The following is a 17,260-nucleotide window of genomic DNA, read 5'->3' as shown; positions in this document are numbered from 1 at the left end:
AGCATATGTTTCGGGTAGCTCCTCACTGATCATCAGATGAACAGCCAGGAGGACGTGTTGCTCGACTTCCGCATGCTCGGTCCCGTGGAGGTCCACCACAACGGGACGGCTGTCGACCTCGGGCCACCGAAACGCCGCACCGTCCTGGCCGTGCTGGCACTCGCGCACGGCTCCCTGGTCACCGTCGACCGCCTCACCGACGCCCTGTGGCACGAACGGCCGCCCACCCACGCGAAGACCACCATCCAGGGCCACGTCTCCCGGCTGCGCCGCCTGGTCCACCCCACCGGCGGGGCCACCATCGAGACGGTCGGCGACGGCTACCTGCTCCACGCACCCACCGAGGGCATCGACGTCCGGCGCTTTCGCGACGCCGTCTCCGCCTCCCGCCGCGACCACACCCTCCAGGCCCCCGCCGCCCCGGACTCGGCCGTCCCGACCCTGCGCAGGGCACTCGCCCTGTGGCGCGGCCCCGCCCTCACCGGACTCTGCGACACACCCCTGATCACCTCCGCCGCCGCCGAGTTGGAGGAGAGCCGGCTGAGCGCCGTGGAGAACCTCGGCCACGCGCTGACCTGCGAACACCGCGCCGAGGACGCCGTGGCCGTCCTGCGCGGCCCGGTCGACCGGCACCCGCTGCGCGAGTCACTGGTGGCGGCGCTGCTCGACGCCCTGCTCGCCGCCGACCGCCAGGCCGCCGCCATCCGGCTCTACCACCGCACGGCCCGGCTGCTGGCCGACGAACTCGGCGTCAGCCCCGGCCCCGCGCTGGCCCGCTCCTACGCCCGGATCCTCGCCGGTCCCCAGCCCGGAGAGCACACCCTGCCCGCGCCCCGCACCCAGCCCTCACCCCGCTCCTCACCCCGCTCCTTATCCCGCCCCGCGGACCTCCCGGAGGCCGTCCTCCCCGAGACTGCCCACCCCGAGGCCGCCCGCCCGGTCGCCGACGGTGTGCGGCGCCCGTTCCTCCTGCCCCGCCGCCCGGCCGGCTTCCGCGGCCGCGAGCACGAACTCGACCGCCTGGACGAAGCCGTGGCACCCACCCGCGACGCCCCCGTCTGCCTGGTCACCGGCCCCGCCGGCATCGGCAAGAGCGCGCTCGTGGCCCACTGGGCGCAACGCGCCGCGACGGCGTTCCCCGACGGCGTCCTCTTCGCCCGACTCGACGGATTCGTCGGCACCGCCCCCGCCGCCGACCCCGCCTTCGTCCTGAGGGACTTCCTCGTCGCCCTCGGCACCAGACCGGACGACCTCCCGCACAGCCCCGCCGCCGCCGAGAGCCGCTACCGCGAACTGCTCCGCGACCGCCGCGTCCTGGTCCTCCTCGACGACGCCCTCAGCTACGACCAGGTACGGCCGCTGCTGCCCGACGCGGCCGGCTGCGCCAGCGTCGTCACCAGCCGCAACCGGCTGGAGAGCCTGATCGCCGCCGACTGCGCCCGGCCGCTGCTGCTCGACCGGCTGGAACCACGCCAGGGCGCCGCACTGCTCGCCGACGTGCTCGGGCCGGAACGCGTCGAAGCCGAACCGTCCGCCGTCCGCCGCCTCGTCTGGCTGTGCGACGGCCTGCCGCTCGCCCTGCGACTGACCGGCGCCCGGCTCGCGACCAGGCCGGAACGGTCGCTGCGCGAGGCCGCCGAGGAGATGCGGGACGAACGCCAGCGCCTCGCCCTGCTGGCCGCCGGCGAGTTCGACCTCGCCTCCGTCCTACGGGCCAGCGTGGGCCAACTGCCGCCCGAAGCGGCCGAACTCCTGCACCTGCTGGCCCACCACGCCGGCCCCGACGCCGACCTCGGCGCGGTGACCGCGCTGGCCGGCGGCGACCCGGCCGCCGTCCGGGCCGCACTGAACCGGCTGATCACCGCCAACCTGCTGGAAGAACGGGCCCAGGGCCGCTACGCCCTGCGCGACCTCGTCCGGCTGTTCGCCCGGACGCTCGGCCCCGCGCCCGACCCCGACCGCCTCCTGCGGCTCCTCGACCACTACCTGTGCGGGGCGCTGGCAGCCGCCGCCGTGGCGGGGCCCGGCGGCGGGCTGCCCGAGGACGTCCGCCCGCCGGCCGGCGCACCCGCGTTCGCGGACCGGGCCGAGGCGATGGCCTGGTACGCGCGGGAACGGCGCAACCTGGTCGCCGCCGTGGCGGCGGCGGCCGCGGCGGGCCACCACGGCCGGGTGTGGCGCCTCGCGGCGCTGCTGTGGCCGCTGGTGATCCAGCAGACGAAGGGCGAGTGGGCGGCCCCGCTGGGGCACGCGCTGGCCTCGGCGGTCCAACTGGCGCTGCTGGGCCACCACGGCGAGGCCCGGTGGTACTTCGACCGCGCCGGACGCCTCGCCGGACAGGACGGCCCCGCCGCCGACGCCACCGACGCCTCCGGCCCGACCGAACGCCCCGGCGGAACCGCCAGAAGCCTCGGAGAGGCACGCTTCTGCTCCTGACCGGGCCGCCCGGGGGACCGGGACGGGGTCGGCCGCGGGGCGGGCGGGTCGTTCGTCGGGTGGCTGTCGGGTCCGGGTGGGTGCCGGCCCCGGCGGGGGACCGGCCCGGCCGTTCCACAGCGGCAACCGGCCTGCCGGACGCGGGTTTCGGTCCTCGCCTCGCGGACGAGGACCGGGGCCGGCACGCATGGTGCCGTGACGTTCCGCCTTGGACGCGCTCGTGGCCGCCGCCCCACCTGCCGGTGCGTACCCCGGAGTCCGACCGCCCGGCGCCCCGGCCTCCGGCAGCCACAACCGGGAGCCGGGAGCCGGGAGCCGGCCGTCAGGTCGCGGCTCGCAGAGCCGCGAGCCGCGCAGCGCGGGGCGGGCCCAGGTGGCACCCACAAGCCCCCCACCAACCCGCGATTCGAATGCGCGGGACGTCGGTTGAGGGCCTTCCCGTGAGGGAGAGGCCGGGCCCGTGGTGGCGCTACGAGGCACCGGAAGTCGGCGGGGTCGACTTCTGGTGTCGGGTGGCTTGGGTGCGGCAGTGGGTGAGGGCGTAGGTGAGGCGGCGGTCGGGGTTGGGGACGGCGGTGAGGAGTTCGCCGGCGGTGGTGAGGGTGGTCCAGTAGGTGGCGGGGTCGCCGGTGCGGGGCAGGGGGCGGGCGAAGGCGAGGGAGAGGTAGGCGGCGGTGAGGTTGCCGGTGGTGAACCAGCGCTGGAGTCCGTGGCGGTGGCCGGGGCGGATGCCGCCCATGGCGTCCATGGCGACCAGGAAGAGGTCGACGACGGCGAGTTCGGTGTCGGTGAGGGACTTGGGGACGTCGAAGACGCCGAGGGCTTCGAGGACTTCGCCGGTGTCGCACTCGGAGTCGGGGCGGGGGTCGGCCAGGAGGGCGTCGTAGCAGTCGGCGAGGCGGCGGGTGGTCTCGGCGAGCGGGATGTCCAGGGCGAGGCAGACGGCGCGGGCGACGGGCAGCGGCGGGTGGCCGAGGCGCGCGATGAGGGCGTAGGTCGCGGCGGGGGTGGCGCCCCGGGAGAGGGTGTGGCGGGCCAGGGTGGTCAGCGAGGGCTGGTGCATGGGGAGTTCGGGCCTTCAGACGGTGACGAGGGCGGGCGCGGGGGCGGGGGCGACGAGCACCCAGACGAACTTGCCGATGCCGCCCGGGCGGGAGCAGTGGCCCCAGCGCTCGGCGAGCTCGTCGACGAGGAACAGGCCGCGCCCGCACTCGTCGTCGGGCGAGGCGGTGCGCAGGGTGGGGCGGCCGGTGCCGGCGTCGTGGACTTCGAGGCGCAGGCGGGAGCCGCAGAGGGAGATGCGGATCTCGATGTGGCAGTCGTCGGGGCCGTCGGAGTGCTGCACGGCGTTGGCGAACAACTCGCCGAGGAGCAGTTCGGCGGTATCGCGGTAGCGGTCCCCGGAGGGCAGGGCGGCCAGGTAGGCGCGGAGCAAGTACCGGGCCAGCGGCGTGGATTCGACACGGGCATCGAGCCGCGCGACGAACGCGCGAGGCCGACGGGCAGTGAGCATGGGGGAAGTACCTCAAGGGATGGCATGCGAGTGGAATGCGCCGTGCGCTGCGAGATGGACGGTCTCGGCAGGTTGCGCTGTGCACCCGGTGAATCACCGGGTGTAGCTATGGTGGCGCTCTGACCCCTACTATCGGAAGCCGATCTGACGCTTGAAGTCGATGCACGGCAAGTAGGTGAAGGTCAATGAACCTCAAGGAACTTGATCCAACATCAAGTCCATGGGCCCCCTTCGGGGTGCAACTCCGCAGGTCGCGCAGGGCTGCCGGCCTCACGCAAGCTCAGTTGGCGAGGCGCGTGGGGGTCGATCCTTCCTACGTCTCCTATGCCGAACTTGCCCCGCCTGGCCGGACCCCGCCGAGCGAGAAGTTCGCACGTGACGCCGATCGCGTGTTGGACACGGGCGGAACCCTGCTGCTGATGTGGCTCCAGGCCAAGCACTCGGCGTTGCTGGAGGGGTTTCCGGAGTACGCAGCCAATGAGGTCCTGGCTAGTGAGATCCGGATCTTTGAACTGGGCGTCATCCCGGGCCTGCTTCAGACGAAGTCCTATGCAGCAGCTCTGACAAGGGCGGATGTTCGCCGGCGAGACATCACTCCCAAGCAGGCAGAAGAAAGGCTGGCCTTTCTGTTTGCGCGGCAGGAGGCTTTGGCGCGACGAGACCCGCCGCTCATCCATGCCGTGCTGGACGAGAGCTGCCTCCGGCGGACCATCGGTGGCCTGGAGGTCATGAGGGAGCAGTTTGAGCAACTTCAACGGCTCTACGAGCAGGGGCGTGTGGTGCTTCAGGTGGCGCCGTTCAGTATGGGAGAGCACAGGCCATTCGCCCTACCCATGCGGTTGCTGACGCTCCCCGACGGCTCTCTGTTTGGCTACTCTGAGTCTGAGGGGCGGGGGCATGTGGAGCGAGATGACGACAGGCTCCGCGACTGGCGCAGGAGATACGATCGGCTACAGGTAGGGGCGCTGGCTGAGTCGGCGACCCTCGAACTGATACTCCATGCCGGGAAGGACTCTCATGGCTGATTCCGACTTGACTACCGTTTCATGGGTGAAGTCGACGTACAGCCAGCAAGGCGGCGATTGCCTTGAGGTTGCGCGTGGCTCGCTTGGGGTGGTGCCCGTTCGCGACTCCAAGGACCCTGAAGGGCCGGTTTTCGTCTTCCCGGCCGAGGCGTGGCAGTCGTTCGTCACCGCTGTTCGCAGTGGTGAGTTCGGGGGGGTCTGAGCCCAGCCTGGAATCCGCAGGCCCGGGCCGTTCGCGGCTCGGGCCTGCGGTCAGTTCTTCTCGTTCCTCGACCGGCTCGGCTGTAGGGCGAAGCAGCCGTCGGGGCGGGTTCAGGGGGCCAACGGCTCGATCTCACCGGCGAAGACGATGATCTGGTCGATGAGGCTGCGCCGCAGATGCACGACGTCCGTTCCCGTCAGGCGGGGGCCTTCGTCGGGCGTGGTGAACACCCACTGGTACCGGGCCCATTCGCCGGGCATGTCGACCGCCGAGCAGCGGACCATGGTGCCGGCCCCGGCCGGGTGGTGCCGGATGTCCAGGACGAACCGTTCGACCGCCTCGATTCCCTCGCTGCGGCCCAGTGGCCCCCAGAAGACCACGTCCGACGTCAGGGCCTGGGAGAGCAGGGCCGTCACATAGCTGTCGTCCGAGGCGTTGAACGCGGAGATGAACGTGTCGATCGCGGAGCTTGCGGTCTCTTCCTGCATCCCCCAGTAATACCAGCAGTTTCGCGTGCGCTCGACCCGCGATCCGCCGTCCGACCACGGCGAACAGGCCCGGTCACGGCTCTGGTTGGCGTTGCGGTCCCGCCGGCGTCGGGCTGTGGCCGCCCCGGCCCCGGCCCGCTGCCGGGCCTGCCCGGGCGGGCTTGTCGATGGTCCGTCTCCATCCCAGGAATCTGGGATTGAGACGGACGTTCGGGCGACGGAAGGATCTGCTCGGCAGGAACGCCGGGGCACCCTCGGCTCGGACCTGTCAGATACCCGTCATACCGGCGGCCGTCGAGGCGGCCGCCGCGCCCGCCGGTGCTCCACGGTGCCCGCTCTCGGACTTCGGTGACGTGGAAGCGCCGGCCCCCGCATGCTCCTTCTTCGGCCCTTAGGAGTTCGCAGTGATCCGCCTCGCTTCCCGTCGACGTGCCGCAGTGCCCGTCGCCGTGGCGCTCTCGGCCCTCGTCTCGTTCGGCGTGCTCGGCGCCGGGACGGCCCAGGCGACCCCGACCTCGCTTCCGAAGCCCCCGACGCCCACGTGCAACCCCAGCGTCGAGCCGACGTGGGTGGACATCATGTCCTACCAGGTCGCCCCGGTCGTCACCGACTCCCTGGCCGTGCAGGTCCCCGACGGGGCGACCGGCCAGCGCACCGAGACGCTGATCAACACGGACTCGGTGACCACCACCGTCAACAACAGCACCGAGATCGGCGCGGGCCTCTCCATCCTGTTCGTCAAGGTGGAGGCCAAGGTCGGCTTCTCCGTCATGAAGACCACGTCCACCACGAAGACCAGCCAGATCACGACGACCTGGAACCTGAACAAGCCCGGCAGGTACGGCCTCTACCGGGGCACCCGCAAGGTGCAGGGCGAGTGGGTCAAGTACCTCTGTGCCGCGACCAGCCCGACCACCGGCGTGTGGATCAACGCGCTCAACGGCGGCTCCGGCACCTTCACCACCTTCGAGCCCCCGGAGATCGGTGCCGTCTCGTGCGCGAACCAGGAGCCCGCCGGCACGTTGCGGCGGGCCGTCCAGATACAGCTGAGCTGCTGACCGGGCCATGGAACACACCGAGGAGAACAGCATGACCAGCAGCACGGCGCACCCCGTCCGCCGACCCTCCGCGCGTTCGGCGGGCGCCGCCCGCGCGGCGGCCCGGGTCCTTCGGACGGCCGTCGCCACCGTCGCCGCGGTGGCCCTGCTCGCGACGCCGGCGGTGGCGGACACCGGGACCGGATCCGCTCCGGCCGCAGCGCCCCGGGCTTTCGTCGGTCACGAATGGAAGGGCTGGGACTGCGACGGGTACTACCGGATCGAGACGCCCACCCCGGACATGGTCCTGGAGTACGACCAAGGCTCCGACAACAAGGCGGTGCTCCAGAGGAAGTGGAGGGGCGCGGACACCCAGCTGTGGGAGGTCTGCCGCTGGCCCGGCGGCCCGTTGTCGACCGCCGACTTCATCCTGAAGGCCAAGAACGGCGGCGACTGCGTCACCCTCTGGGGCGGCTACCAGCAGGAGGACTACTGGTTCTCCGTCTACAACTGCGACAGCGTCCAACAGAACCAGAAGTTCTGGTTCTCCCACGACTCGGCAACCGACAAGATGATGTTCCAGGTGCTGCACAGCGGTATGTGGATGGCGATCCAGGGCCCGTTCGCGGGGGACGGCTCGCACGTCGCCCAGTACCTGAACCGCGCCACCGCGTTCTCCATCCCGGGGTACTGGGCGAACAACTCGCGGTAGCCCCGCACCGGGCCCGAACGGCTCCCGTGCCGCCCCCGGGGACGGACACGGGGCCCGGACCGCGAACGGTCCGGGCCCCGCTCCGCGCCCGGGACACCCGGGGCCGCAGCCGTGCGACCGCCAAGAAATCGGCTACCGCCGGCCCGCCGGATGGAGCAGCATGACCCCGTGTCCGATACCTCAGTACTCACCCGCACCGAGGCCGCCGAGCGCCACCGCCTGCTCGACGTCCGCACCGTCCACCTCGACCTCGACCTGACCCGGGGCCCGGAGGTGTTCGGCTCCACCACCGTGATCCGCTTCGGCTGCGCCACCCCGGGCGCCGGCACCTTCGTGGACGTCAAACCGGCCCGGCTCCACCGCGTGGTGCTCAACGGCCGCGAGCTGGACGTCGCCGCGCTGGAGGCCGGGCGCTTCCCGCTGACCGGCCTGGCCGCCGACAACGAGCTCACCGTCGAAGCCGACATGGCCTACTCGCACACCGGCGAGGGCATGCACCGCTTCACCGACCCCGCCGACGGCGAGGACTACGTCTACACCCAGTCCTTCCTCGACGACGGCCCGCGGGTCTTCGCCTCCTTCGACCAGCCCGACCTCAAGGCGCGGTTCACGGTGTCCGTCACCGCGCCCCGGCCGTGGACCGTGGTCGGCAACGGCCTGTCCCGCCAGGTCGAGCCCGGCCGCTGGGAGTTCGCGACCACCCCGGTGATCAGCAGCTACCTGGTCTCCGTGGTCGCCGGCCCGCTGCACTCGGTGCGCGCCGAGCACGACGGGATCCCGCTGGGCCTGCACTGCCGCCGCTCGCTGGCCGCCCACCTGGACGCCGACGCCGACGAACTGCTGGAGATCACCCGGCAGGGCTTCGACCACTACCACCGGGTCTTCCGGCACCGCTACCCGTTCGACAGCTACGACCAGTGCTTCGTCCCGGAGTTCAACGCCGGCGCGATGGAGAACCCGGGCTGCGTCACCCTGCGCGACGAGTACGTCTTCCGCTCCGCCGTCGACGACACCAAGCGCGAGGAGCGCGCCCTGGTGGTCGTCCACGAGATGGCGCACATGTGGTTCGGCGACCTCGTCACCATGAAGTGGTGGGACGACCTGTGGCTGAACGAGTCCTTCGCCGAGTACATGGCCTACCGCGTCACCGCCGCCTCCACCCGCTTCACCAGCGCCTGGACGGGCTTCGCCGCCAACCGCAAGCCCTGGGGCTACGACGCCGACCAGCGCCCCTCCACCCACCCGGTGGCCCCCGGCACGGTGGACGACACCGCCCAGGCCCTGCAGAACTTCGACGGCATCTCCTACGCCAAGGGCGCCGCGGCCCTGCGCCAACTGGTCGCCTGGCTCGGCGAGGACGCCTTCCTGGCCGGCGTCAACGACCACTTCGACGAGCACGCCTTCGGCAACGCCACCCTCGACGACCTGCTGCGCGCCCTGGCGGCGGCGAGCGGCCGCGACGTCCACGCCTGGGCCGAGCGCTGGCTGCGCACCACCGGGGTGGACACCCTGCGGCTGACCGACGGCCGGATCGAGCACACCGCGGCCGACGGCGGGCCCACCCGCCCGCACCAGCTGACCGTCGCCCACTACCGGCGCACCCCCGAGGGAGCCCTGGAACTCGCCGAGCGGGCACCGCTCGCCCTGGCCGCCGACACCGACGCCGACACAGGCACCGACACAGGCACAGGCACAGGCACCGACGCCGCGGAGGCGCCGGGCACCACCCTGGCCCGGCCCGCCGCCACCGCGCTCACCCTGCTCAACGACACCGACCTCGGCTACGTCAAGATCCGCCTCGACGCCGCCTCCTGGGACACCGCGCGCACCTCGCTCGGCGCCGTGCCCGAGGAGGAGGCCCGGGCGGTGCTCTGGAGCGCCGCCCGCGACCAGGTGCGCGACGGCGAACTGGCACCCGACGCGTACCTGCGGCTGGTCGCCGACCACCTGCCCGGCGAGACCTCCGTGCACCTGGTGGACGCGGTACTCGCCTTCGCCCGCGACTTCGTCGTGGACTGCGCCGTACCCCCGGCCGACCACCCGGCGGCGCTCGCCCGGCTCGGCGAGGTCTGCCGCGCCCTGCTGCGGCGCACCGAGGGCGAGCCGGACCGCACCGGCCTGCGCCTGGTGGCCGCCCGCGGCGTGATCGGCACCGCCCTCGGCGAGCAGCAGGCCGCCGAACTGCGCGACTGGCTGGCGGCCGGCACGGTGCCCGGCGGCCCGGCACTCGACCCCGACCTGCGCTGGCAGCTGCTGCTGCGCCTGTGCGTGCTCGGCGCGGCCGGCGAGCCGGAGATCGCCGCCGAACTCGCCGCCGACCCCAGCAGCACCAGCGAGCAGGGCGCCGCCCGCTGCCGCGCCGCCCTGCCCGACCCGGCGGCCAAGGAGGCCGCCTGGCAGGCGCTGTTCCACGGCGAGCTCTCCAACTACCTGGCCATCGCCACCGCCAGGGGCCTGTGGCAGCCCGAGCAGGCCGACCTGCTGGACGAGCTGACCGCGCGCTACTTCAAGGAGCTGGGGCCGGCCGCCGCCCGCCGCGGCCCCGCCCTGGCCCGGGTGCTCGCCACGGCGGGCTTCCCCGCCTTCGCGGCCACCGAGCGCACCGTCCGGGCGGCCGAGGCCTGCCTGGCCGACCCGGACCTCACCGCGGCGACCCGGCGCGGGCTGGTGGACCAGCTGGACACGCTGCGCCGCGCGGTCCGGGCCCGGGAGCTGACCGGGCGGTAGACCCCGGCGGCCCACCACCGCCGGCACCGTCCGGCCTCATGGAAACGGCCGGCGGAAGGTCCCTTCGGACACTTCCGCCGGCCGTCGCGCCGTGCTCCCGGCTACGCGTCGTGCTCCCGGCTACGCGCTGGGCCGGCCCTGCTCGTCGTACGAGGAGGTGCCCTCGTCCAGCAGCGGCTCCTGCGTCTTGAGGTGCGCCGGGGCCAGCGCCCGCAGCGTGTGGTAGCCGGTGATGACCACCAGCGTGCCGAGCGCGATGCCGCTGAGGCTGAAGGTGTCGGTGAACTTCAGCGTCACGTTGCCGATGCCGATGATGATGCCCGCCGCGGCCGGCACCAGGTTCAGCGGGTTGCGCAGGTCCACCTGGGCCCTGGTCCAGATCTGCGCGCCGAGCAGGCCGATCATGCCGTACAGGATGACGGTGATGCCGCCGAGCACCCCGCCGGGGACGGCGGCCACGATGGCGCCGAACTTCGGGCACAGGCCGAACAGCAGGGCGAAGCCGGCGGCGCACCAGTAGGCGGCGGTGGAGTAGACCCGGGTGGCGGCCATGACGCCGATGTTCTCCGAGTACGTGGTGTTCGGCGGGCCGCCGACCGCGGTGGAGAGCATGGAGCCGATGCCGTCCGCGGAGATCGCGGTGCCCAGCTTGTCGTCCAGGTTGCTGCCGGTCATCTCGCCGACCGCCTTGACGTGCCCGGCGTTCTCCGCGACCAGCGCGATCACCACGGGCAGCGCCACCAGGATCGCCGACCACTGGAAGGACGGGCCGTGGAAGGTCGGCAGGCCGATCCAGTCGGCCTTGCCGACGCCCGACAGGTCCAGGCGCCAGTGGTCGGTCAGGTGCCCGCCGCCGTCCACCGAGTGGATCTTCCCGAAGACTCGGTCGAACACCCAGGAGATCCCGTAGCCGAACAGCAGCCCCAGGAAGATCGCCACCCGCGACCAGAAGCCGCGCAGGCACACCACGGCGAGGCCGGTGAACAGCATCACCAGCAGCGCCGTCCACTGGTCCTGCGGCCAGTACGTCGAGGCGGTCACCGGGGCCAGGTTGAAGCCGATCAGCATGACCACCGCGCCGGTGACGATCGGCGGCATCGCGGCGTGGATGATGCGCGCCCCGAACTTCTGGACCGCCACACCCACCAGGAACAGCGCCACGCCCACCACGAACACCGCGCCGGTCACCGTCGCGCTGGTGCCGCCCTGCGCCCGGATCACCGCGGCCACGCCCACGAAGGACAGCGAGCAGCCCAGGTAGCTGGGCACCCGGCCCTTGGTGGCGAGCAGGAAGATCACGGTCGCCACGCCGGACATCATGATCGCGAGGTTGGGGTCGAGCCCCATCAGCACGGGCGCCACGAAGCTGGCCCCGAACATCGCCACCACGTGCTGGGCGCCGAGGCCCACCGTACGGGGCCAGGAGAGCCGTTCGTCGGGACGGACCACCGCCCCCGGTGCGGGCGTGCGCCCGTCACCGTGCAGCTTCCAGCGCACGCCGAGATCCATGGTGAGGTATCGCTTTCTCTGTACTTCCGGGGAACTGTCCGCACCATTGTCGTGGCCGCCGGGTGTCCCGGCGATCACACGGACCCGCGTGAGCTGCGAAGACGTGTGCCGAGGCCTGACGGGCCCGGTGCTGTCGGGGATCTTACGGCCAGTCGTTCCACGCCGGCGGCGCGCCCTCGGTGATGCCCCGCACGTGCAGCGCCTCCAGGACGACCGGGTCCCTCCCGGCGCCCCGGACCGTCGGCCCGACCCGCTGCTCGCCGGAGGCGACGGCACCTACTTCCAGGGGCCCCGGTGCTTCCAGGGGCCCTCCGGTGGCGAGAGCGTCGGCGCGGGAAGCAACCCTTCGCCGCCCGGCAAGGGTCTGTACATCGACGACTCGCCCAAGGTCACCTACTGGCAGCAGAGGATGGACGACGCCGTCACCTGGTGGTTTGACCTGGGACGACGCTCTGCGGTCGGCGGGTCGCCAGCTGTCATATGCTTGTCATATACATCTAAGGGGGGTGCGTGGAGTTCCGACTGCTGGGCTCGGTGGCCGTGCTGGCCGCGGACGGCCGCGAACTTCCGGCCGGATCGGCCAAACGCCGCAGCCTGCTGGCCATGCTGCTGCTCAACCCCGGAGCACCGGTCACCGTCGAGCGGCTCACCGGGACCCTCTGGGCGGACGAGGAACCGCCCCGGCACTCGCGCACCGTCATCCACAACCACGTCTCCGGGCTGCGCGCCCTGCTCACCGCCCACGACGCCCCCGCCGCCGGCATCGAACTCGTCACCGACAACGGCGCCTACCTGCTGCGGGCACCCGGCCGGGCAGTGGACGCCGTACGGTTCGAACGCCTGGTGGCCCGCGCCCGCGCCCTGGACGCCGCCGACGCCGCCGAGGCCGCCGCCGCCCTGCGCGAAGCCCTCGCCCTGTGGCGCGGCCCCGCCCTGGCCGGCACCACCGGCGGCCTGCCGCTGCAGTGCGCCGCCCAGGCCCTGGAGGAACAGCGGCTGGCCGCCGTCGAGGAACTCGCCCGCGCCCACGGCCGGCTCGGCGACCACGGCACGGCCGCCAACCTGCTGCACACCGAGGCCACCGCCAACCCGCTGCGGGAGTCCCTGGTCGCCGGACTCATGCTCGCGCTCGGCCGCGCCGGACGCCGCTCGGAGGCCCTGGACCACTTCCACCGCACCCGCCGCGCCCTGGCCGAGGAACTCGGCATGGACCCCGGACCGGAACTCGCCGACGCCTACGACCGCCTGCTGCGCGCCGACGCCCCGCCGCGTCCCGACACACCGCGCACCGACGCCCTGCCGCCCCGCTCCGACACGCCGCGCCCCGACGCCCCGCCGCCCCGCTCCGACCGGGTGCCGCCCGCCCGGATCCCCGGCGACCAGGAGCCGCCGGACCGTGTCCCGCCCGCGCGGGTCGCCACCGTCGGCGGCCTGGCCTCCGTCCCCGACCAGCGGCCCGCCCCCGCCTCGTCAGCCCCCGCCCCCGTGCCGCCGCCCGCCGCCGTACCGCCCGCGGTCCCCGGCCCGCAGCACACCCCCTGGCCCTTCCCCCGCCGCCCGCGCGGCTTCGCCGGCCGGGAGGACGAACTGGCCGCGCTCGACCGGGCCACCGCCGCCCCCGGCGCGATCGCCGTGCTCACCGGCGGCGCCGGTGTCGGCAAGACCACCCTCGCCCAGTACTGGGCCCACCGCCGCCGGCAGGACTTCCCCGACGGCCGGCTCTTCGTCGACCTGTGCGGCCACAGCCCGCTGCCGGAGCGCGACACCGCCGCCGTCCTGCGCGAGCTGCTGCTCGCCCTCGGCCTGCCCGCCGAGCAGATGCCCGCCACCCCGGAGGCGATGGCCGCCCGCTACCGCGAACTGACCGCCGCCCGCCGGATGCTGATCGTCCTGGACAACGCCCGCCGCTCCGAGCAGGTACGCCCGCTGCTGCCCGACGGCGACGACTGCGTCACCCTGGTCACCAGCCGCGACCGGCTCGGCGGGCTGGTCGCCTCCGACGCCGCCCGTCCCGTGCCGCTCGCCGAGCTCTCCTCCCCGCAGGCCGTCACCCTGCTCGCCGCCACCCTCGGCGCCGACCTGGTCGCCGCCGAGCCCGAGGCCGCCGCCCGCCTGGCCGGGCTGTGCGACGGCCTGCCGCTCGCGCTGCGGCTGGCCGCCGCCCGCCTCGCCACCGGGCCCGTGCGCGCGCTGGCCGCCCTCGCCGACGAACTCGCCGACGAACAGGACCGCCTGGACCTCCTGGACGTCGAGGACACCAGCGTCGCCGCCGCCCTCGCCCTGACCGTCCAGCACCTCGCGGACCCCGCCCTCCGGATGTTCCGCCGCCTCGGCGCCCACACCGGCGCCACCCTGGACAGCCGCACCGCCGCCGCGCTGGCCGGCTGCCGCCCCGAGGAGGCCGCCGAGGCACTGGCCCAGCTGGCCGCCGCCCACCTGATCGTCCAGATCGGCCGGGACGCCTACACCCTGCACGACCTGGTCCGCCTCTACGCCCGCAGCCTGTCCGGCGACACCGACCGCGAGGTGCTGCCCCGGCTGCTCGACCACCTGCTCAACACCCTGCTCACCGCCTGCGCCGCCGCCGAGCCGGGCAGCGAGCCGTGCTGCGCCCTGCCGCCGGGCATCCGCCGCCCCGCCGAGGTCCGCCCCTTCCCCGACCGGGAGAGCGCGCTCACCTGGTACGCCGCCGAACGCGACACCCTGCGCGGCGCGGTCGAGGCGGCCGTCGCCGCCGGGCTGCACGACCGGGCCTGGCGCCTGGTGCTGCTGCAGTGGCCGCTGATCGTCTGGCAGGTCCGGGACGGCTGGGCGCCGCTGCTCGAACACGGCCTGGCCGCCGCCGAGGCCGACCGCGACCCCGGCGCCCAGTCCCGGGCCCGGGCCCTGCTGGGCTGGGTCCTGCTGGAGGAGGGCCGCCCCGGGGAGGCCCTGGTCCACCTGGAGCGCGCCCCCGACCTCGCCGCCCGGGCCGGCGACGGCACCGCCCAGGCCGTCGCCCTGGTCAACCTCGCCGTCGCCCTCGGCCGGCACGGTGACCACGCCGGGCGCGCCCGGGTGGGCGGCCTGCTGATGAAGGCCCTGTCGCTGGCCGACCGGGCCGGGCGCGCGGACCTGGTGGCCCTGGCCCGCCAGCACCTGGCCCACACGTGCCTGGCGGCGGGCGCCGCCGAGGAGGCCGCCCACCACGCCGCCCGCGGCCTGGCCGTGGCCGAACCGCCCTTCCCGGTCACCCGCCGGGTGGTCCTGCAGACCCTCTACGGCCGCGCCCTGGCCGCCATCGGTCGGCCGGAGGAGGCCGCCCTGCACCTCGGCGCCGCCCTGCGCACCGCCCGCGCCCACCAGTACGGGGAGGGCGAGGCGGACGCCGAGGCGGCCCTGCGCGCGCTGCCGGCGGCCGTCGCCGCCGTGGCGACGGCCGCGCCCGCCACTGCCACTGCCACCGCCACTGCCGCCGCGTCCGCCACCGCCACCGCGTCCGCCACCGTCGACGGCTCGTACTGACGGGCAGCGCTGACGGGCAGCACTGACGGGCCGTCCCGCAGGGAAGGATGGAGGCAGCGGGGGAGAGCCCGGGCCGCGGGCGAAGCCGGCACACCACCTGGCCGAGGGGGTCCGCCATGACCAAGCCGGAGGAACCGCACCGCCGGCCCGAAGTGCTGGAGCTGTACCTGCTGGCGGTGGAGATGGCCGACCGGATCTCCGCCCGCCGGGGGAACGCCAACACGTTCTTCCTGTCCGTGCAGACCGCGCTGGTCACCCTGATCGGCTTCGGGATACCCAAGCTGTCGGAGTCCCCGTGGTGGGTGCCGACGGCCGTCGCGCTGGCCGGCATCACCCTCTCCGGCGCCTGGTGGATGCAGCTCAGGAGCTACCGGGACCTCAACGGCGCCAAGTTCCAGGTCATCAACTCCCTGGAGGAGAGGCTGTCCGCGCGGATCTACACCGACGAGTGGGACGCCCTCAGGAACAGCGCCCGGCAGGGCCGGCACCACCGGCACTACACCGAACTCGGCACCACCGAACGGCTCGTGCCGATGATATTCGCGGCAGCCCATCTGATCCTGCTCACCGGCACGCTCGCCACCGGCACACTGGCCGTATGAGCCACCTCGACCCCATCGCGGACCTGATCCGCTCCTGCCTGCCCTCCGAGGCAAGCCCGCCCGCGGGCTCCGACGACCTCTTCCGCCTCTACGCCGTGCTGCTCCAGGCCAAGGGCGAGCAGGTCACCGACGAGGACGTCCACAACGCCTGGACGGCCTGGACCCAGACCACCGACGACACCCACAAGGCCCTGGTGCCCTTCGACGACCTCGACGCCCGTACCCGCGCCCTCGACGCCCCGTACACCCTCGCCATCCGCACCGCCGCCCGCCGGCTCCACCAGCCCACGGCCTGAGCCCGGCACGACGACGGGCGGCACGACGGGCAGGCGACGGCGGGCCCACGGGCGGGGGTCCGCCGTCGCCCCCGCCCTACGCGCCGGGGGCGGCGGCCGCGAGCTCGTCGACGGTGCCGGACATGACGGTGCGCAGGTGCCGGGTGAGGTGCTCGGCGGGCCAGTCCCACCAGGCGAGGTCCAGCAGGCGGGCGATGTCCGCCTCGTCGTGGCGCAGCCGGATCACCGTGGCCGGGTTGCCGCCGACGACCGCGTAGTCGGGGACGTCGGAGGTGACGACGGACCCGGCGGCGACGATCGCTCCGTGGCCGATGCGCACGCCCGGCATGACGGTGGTGCGGTAGCCGAGCCACACGTCGTGGCCGATCACGGTGTCGCCGCGCCCGGGCAGGCCGGTGATCAGGTCGAAGTGCTCGGCCCAGGCGCCGCCCATGATCGGGAAGGGGAAGGCGGACGGCCCGTCCATCCGGTGGTTGGCGCCGTTCATCACGAACCGCACCCCGGTGGCGAAGGCGCAGAACCTGCCGATGACGAGCTTCTCCGGCCCGTAGTGGTACAGCACGTTGCGGGTCTCGAAGGCCGTCGGGTCGTCCGGGTCGTCGTAGTACGAGTACTCGCCCACCTCGATCAGCGGTGAGGTGACCAGCGGCTTGAGCAGCACCACCCGGGGCTGCCCGGGGAAGGGGTGCAGGACGGTCGGGTCGGGCAGGGCGGGGACGCCGGGGGCGTCGGCGGAGTTCACGGGGGCGGTACCGCTTTCGGATTGACGGGTCGTCGGGTGGCCGGGGCGCCTGGAGCGCGCCGCCCCATGATCCACCGGGCACCGCCGCGGGCCGGCGGATTTTCCGGACCGGCCCGAACACCCGCGCGGCATTCACGAAACCTCCACACCGCCGGGCTGCATCGATCGGCCGAGGCGGGGTATCCGGGCCGTTCGACCGTGCCGACAAGAGGAAGGACTCCGATGGTCACGACCACTGGTGAACTGACCGCCTCCGCCGCTTCGCCGACGCAGGGCCCCTCCCGCACGGCCGCCTCCGCCACGGCGGACCTGCGGGACCTGCTGCCGCCGGAGCTGGCGGCGGCGGAGGACCTGCGCGAGGTCGCGCCGGCGGACGCCCGGGAGCTGACCCGGGTGCTGCTGCGCCGGCTCGCGGCGCTGGAGGAGGGCACCCGGGAGTACTCGTACGTGCGGGCCACCCTGGTGGA

General features: G+C 73.8%; 14 protein-coding genes and 2 pseudogenes. 10 read left to right on the top strand and 6 right to left on the bottom strand.

Annotated elements, in window-relative coordinates; genetic code table 11:
* Nucleotides 1-36 precede the first annotated feature (36 nt).
* Nucleotides 37-2,436: a BTAD domain-containing putative transcriptional regulator gene (locus AB0E96_RS16130; RefSeq protein ID WP_359823582.1), complete on the top strand. Its 2,400-nt coding sequence runs from the start codon at nt 37-39 to the stop codon at nt 2,434-2,436.
* A gap of 469 nt (nt 2,437-2,905) precedes the next feature.
* Here AB0E96_RS16130 and AB0E96_RS16125 read toward each other — a convergent pair whose 3' ends face one another.
* Together AB0E96_RS16125 and AB0E96_RS16120 are read right to left on the bottom strand one after the other, a co-directional pair.
* Nucleotides 2,906-3,499: a hypothetical protein gene (locus AB0E96_RS16125; protein ID WP_359823579.1), complete on the bottom strand. Its 594-nt coding sequence runs from the start codon at nt 3,497-3,499 to the stop codon at nt 2,906-2,908.
* A 15-nt stretch (nt 3,500-3,514) separates the two neighbouring features.
* Complete coding sequence (locus AB0E96_RS16120) at nt 3,515-3,949, bottom strand: ATP-binding protein (protein WP_359823577.1); 435 nt, start codon at nt 3,947-3,949, stop codon at nt 3,515-3,517.
* Nucleotides 3,950-4,134: 185 nt separating this feature from the next.
* Here AB0E96_RS16120 and AB0E96_RS16115 point away from each other — a divergent pair, with 185 nt between their 5' ends.
* Entirely contained in the window at nt 4,135-4,974 is an 840-nt protein-coding gene (locus tag AB0E96_RS16115) for a helix-turn-helix transcriptional regulator (RefSeq protein WP_359823576.1), read from the top strand.
* On the top strand, nt 4,967-5,176 hold the full coding sequence (locus tag AB0E96_RS16110) for a DUF397 domain-containing protein (RefSeq protein WP_359823574.1): 210 nt from the start codon (nt 4,967-4,969) through the stop codon (nt 5,174-5,176). The genes AB0E96_RS16115 and AB0E96_RS16110 overlap by 8 nt, the downstream gene beginning before the upstream one ends.
* A 110-nt stretch (nt 5,177-5,286) precedes the next feature.
* Here AB0E96_RS16110 and AB0E96_RS16105 read toward each other — a convergent pair whose 3' ends face one another.
* Complete coding sequence (locus AB0E96_RS16105) at nt 5,287-5,664, bottom strand: nuclear transport factor 2 family protein (protein ID WP_359823572.1); 378 nt, start codon at nt 5,662-5,664, stop codon at nt 5,287-5,289.
* Nucleotides 5,665-6,068: 404 nt separating this feature from the next.
* Here AB0E96_RS16105 and AB0E96_RS16100 point away from each other — a divergent pair, with 404 nt between their 5' ends.
* The 3 genes from AB0E96_RS16100 to pepN all read left to right on the top strand — a co-directional run bounded on the left by AB0E96_RS16100 (nt 6,069) and on the right by pepN (nt 10,140).
* A complete protein-coding gene (locus tag AB0E96_RS16100; protein ID WP_359823570.1) occupies nt 6,069-6,722 on the top strand; it encodes a hypothetical protein in 654 nt (217 codons plus the stop codon).
* A gap of 31 nt (nt 6,723-6,753) precedes the next feature.
* Nucleotides 6,754-7,413: a hypothetical protein gene (locus AB0E96_RS16095; RefSeq protein WP_359823567.1), complete on the top strand. Its 660-nt coding sequence runs from the start codon at nt 6,754-6,756 to the stop codon at nt 7,411-7,413.
* A 168-nt stretch (nt 7,414-7,581) separates the two neighbouring features.
* Nucleotides 7,582-10,140, top strand: a complete 2,559-nt coding sequence (gene pepN, locus AB0E96_RS16090; protein WP_359823565.1) for an aminopeptidase N — start codon at nt 7,582-7,584, stop codon at nt 10,138-10,140.
* Nucleotides 10,141-10,260: 120 nt separating this feature from the next.
* Here the strand turns inward: pepN and AB0E96_RS16085 are convergent, their stop codons facing one another.
* Nucleotides 10,261-11,649: a solute carrier family 23 protein gene (locus AB0E96_RS16085; protein ID WP_359823562.1), complete on the bottom strand. Its 1,389-nt coding sequence runs from the start codon at nt 11,647-11,649 to the stop codon at nt 10,261-10,263.
* 148 nt (nt 11,650-11,797) lie between these two features.
* Nucleotides 11,798-11,926, bottom strand: a pseudogene (locus tag AB0E96_RS16080) (transcriptional regulator); the annotation flags it as partial.
* 233 nt (nt 11,927-12,159) lie between these two features.
* Between AB0E96_RS16080 and AB0E96_RS16075 the strand changes: the two are divergent.
* The 3 genes from AB0E96_RS16075 (at nt 12,160) to AB0E96_RS16065 (ending at nt 16,051) form a co-directional block, all read left to right on the top strand.
* Nucleotides 12,160-15,153, top strand: coding sequence for an AfsR/SARP family transcriptional regulator (locus AB0E96_RS16075; RefSeq protein WP_359823560.1), 2,994 nt, complete (start codon nt 12,160-12,162; stop codon nt 15,151-15,153).
* 116 nt (nt 15,154-15,269) lie between these two features.
* Entirely contained in the window at nt 15,270-15,755 is a 486-nt protein-coding gene (locus AB0E96_RS16070) for a hypothetical protein (RefSeq protein ID WP_359823557.1), read from the top strand.
* Nucleotides 15,752-16,051 (top strand): hypothetical protein, encoded by a 300-nt coding sequence (locus tag AB0E96_RS16065; protein ID WP_359823555.1) that lies wholly within the window; start codon nt 15,752-15,754, stop codon nt 16,049-16,051. The genes AB0E96_RS16070 and AB0E96_RS16065 overlap by 4 nt, the downstream gene beginning before the upstream one ends.
* A 76-nt stretch (nt 16,052-16,127) precedes the next feature.
* Here AB0E96_RS16065 and AB0E96_RS16060 read toward each other — a convergent pair whose 3' ends face one another.
* A complete protein-coding gene (locus AB0E96_RS16060; RefSeq protein WP_359823553.1) occupies nt 16,128-16,793 on the bottom strand; it encodes a CatB-related O-acetyltransferase in 666 nt (221 codons plus the stop codon).
* 222 nt (nt 16,794-17,015) lie between these two features.
* Between AB0E96_RS16060 and AB0E96_RS16055 the strand changes: the two are divergent.
* Nucleotides 17,016-17,260: pseudogene (locus tag AB0E96_RS16055) on the top strand (RNA polymerase sigma factor SigF); the annotation flags it as partial.

It is taken from the genome of Kitasatospora sp. NPDC036755 (genome assembly GCF_040636595.1).
GTDB lineage: Bacteria > Actinomycetota > Actinomycetes > Streptomycetales > Streptomycetaceae > Kitasatospora.
Note: the sequence above shows the minus strand (reverse complement) of the source record. Positions and strands in the feature narration are given on the sequence as shown.

What these genes read in the sequence shown, in the direction of transcription:
- AB0E96_RS16095 (WP_359823567.1), top strand. Translation starts at nt 6,754, where the DNA reads ATGACCAGCAGCACGGCGCACCCCGTCCGCCGACCCTCCGCGCGTTCG.
- AB0E96_RS16130 (WP_359823582.1), top strand. Translation starts at nt 37, where the DNA reads ATGAACAGCCAGGAGGACGTGTTGCTCGACTTCCGCATGCTCGGTCCC.
- AB0E96_RS16120 (WP_359823577.1), bottom strand. Translation starts at nt 3,949, where the DNA reads ATGCTCACTGCCCGTCGGCCTCGCGCGTTCGTCGCGCGGCTCGATGCC.
- AB0E96_RS16115 (WP_359823576.1), top strand. Translation starts at nt 4,135, where the DNA reads ATGAACCTCAAGGAACTTGATCCAACATCAAGTCCATGGGCCCCCTTC.
- AB0E96_RS16125 (WP_359823579.1), bottom strand. Translation starts at nt 3,499, where the DNA reads ATGCACCAGCCCTCGCTGACCACCCTGGCCCGCCACACCCTCTCCCGG.
- AB0E96_RS16070 (WP_359823557.1), top strand. Translation starts at nt 15,270, where the DNA reads ATGACCAAGCCGGAGGAACCGCACCGCCGGCCCGAAGTGCTGGAGCTG.
- AB0E96_RS16085 (WP_359823562.1), bottom strand. Translation starts at nt 11,649, where the DNA reads ATGGATCTCGGCGTGCGCTGGAAGCTGCACGGTGACGGGCGCACGCCC.
- AB0E96_RS16110 (WP_359823574.1), top strand. Translation starts at nt 4,967, where the DNA reads ATGGCTGATTCCGACTTGACTACCGTTTCATGGGTGAAGTCGACGTAC.
- AB0E96_RS16105 (WP_359823572.1), bottom strand. Translation starts at nt 5,664, where the DNA reads ATGCAGGAAGAGACCGCAAGCTCCGCGATCGACACGTTCATCTCCGCG.
- AB0E96_RS16065 (WP_359823555.1), top strand. Translation starts at nt 15,752, where the DNA reads ATGAGCCACCTCGACCCCATCGCGGACCTGATCCGCTCCTGCCTGCCC.